The organism is Mesotoga sp. B105.6.4 (assembly GCF_002896535.1).
Taxonomy (GTDB): Bacteria; Thermotogota; Thermotogae; order Petrotogales; family Kosmotogaceae; genus Mesotoga.
Genome location: NZ_JWIM01000094.1, coordinates 1 through 1615 on the forward strand (window position 1 = coordinate 1; position 1615 = coordinate 1615).

General features: G+C 46.0%; 1 protein-coding gene and 1 pseudogene. Both read left to right on the forward strand.

The window, feature by feature from the left end; all coding sequences use genetic code 11:
- Positions 1–574 (forward strand): annotated as a pseudogene (locus RJ60_RS15700) (hypothetical protein); the annotation flags it as partial.
- Between the two features lie 94 nt (positions 575–668).
- Positions 669–1589 (forward strand): hypothetical protein, encoded by a 921-nt coding sequence (locus RJ60_RS14655; RefSeq protein WP_103135245.1) that lies wholly within the window; start codon positions 669–671, stop codon positions 1587–1589.
- The last annotated feature ends 26 nt before the right edge of the window (positions 1590–1615 follow it).

The window sequence follows — 1615 nt, forward strand, 5'->3', positions numbered from 1 at the left end:
TGCAATGAATGCCATTAGATCGGCCAAGCTGATCGATGGAACTACAGATACCGGTTTTGGATTCTCGCAGAGATGTCCTGCCGATTCGCCTGTGTTTATAGAGTACGTTCAAGCTTACATAGGTCTTTTCAAAGCTCTCACAACCCGTCAACTCCTCGCTCTGAACCTTCTGGTTGAATATGAGCACAAGCAGGGGAGTAGCCTTTCGCAGCTGCACTTGCAGAACTACAACTCGTACATCGCAGAGGAAGTTGAAGTCTTCTGGCATTGGCTGGAGACATTCGTAACATACATTGTCGGTGGCGAAGGCCTTATGTTGAACCCTGCTTATGATGCTGACAAAGCCTGGTTCTACAACGAAGCAGACAACGCAGCCCTGAAGGCTATGGGATTGGATTCCCGGGATAGTCGTGAGAGTTTTCTGGAATACCGAACCCATGTCGTTACCTACAACACTGCCCAGCTTCCAGAAAACTCTAGGGATTTTGCTCCCGGCATTCAACGTGTTCAGGAATTCCGCTTCCGGCATCAAACTCACTCTGGACAAACAGGATATTCAGCTCACCGCTATTGACGAAGCATTAGAAGCGAGTGATCCACTCGGCACATATCGTCTCTTAGGATATACATATCAAGATACAGAGCAGACAGTCGAGCCAGGGGTAGTGTTGAGAAGATATGTCTTTGAAAACCTTTCAGAAGGCAAATACACGATTTCCAGGAGCACCAACAACAATGTGGTTCAGACGCCTTACGCAATAACCCTTCTTGAGAATACTCATAAGAATATCTGCAGTAATCTGTTTATCGCAGAGGAATACCTAGATGAAACGAAGTATGCTTTGAACATAGGCCCGGAGACCTCATATGTCCAATCTCTAGCAATATCGGCCTACGCTCCCTCATTGAGAGTCAACAATCTGCAGAGGGAGATCATATACGGAAGAAGCACTGACCCTACTGACCCGGATCATATAGGAGTCCTGAATGTCGCGCTCAACAGATATATGAAAATCGATGACGAGGCGTACTGGCAAAAAAACTGGATTCTCTTCATTCCTACATGGGATAGTTTTGGAGTCGATCTTGTGAAGGTCAACAGCACAAACAGAACAACCTCGGGGAGATATAGTTCGTGGTTGATATTAACAAACAAAGGTGACAAAGGAACTGGGGATTCCTGGGGGTGGTCGACGGGACCAGTCACAAAAGATCACGCGGTATGGTTGCGGGCCACAACGCAGCTAAGTGACATGTGCCTCGCTCCATATAACCTTTCTAAGTACTACACAATTGATACAAAAGACGACAAGTACAAATATCCAAGTACGACTTACTGTCTGTATCTGAATCATGATACTGCTCAGTGGGACCTATTCATCGAGCCTACAGGAATCAATGTTCTGGGAACTCTGTTCGGCTCAGACAAACTGTACTACGGAGAGATAGTAAGGCTTAGGCATGCTTCCAGTGGCAAGTACGTTTCGTATCATCAGGTTTATACCAGTTCCACCTCTTCCTACAACTGTGGCACTGTGAACGATACCGATAAATATCAAATCGCCAATTGGTGGATAATTCACAGATAAGAACAGTCGTGTCTTGAACAGATGGC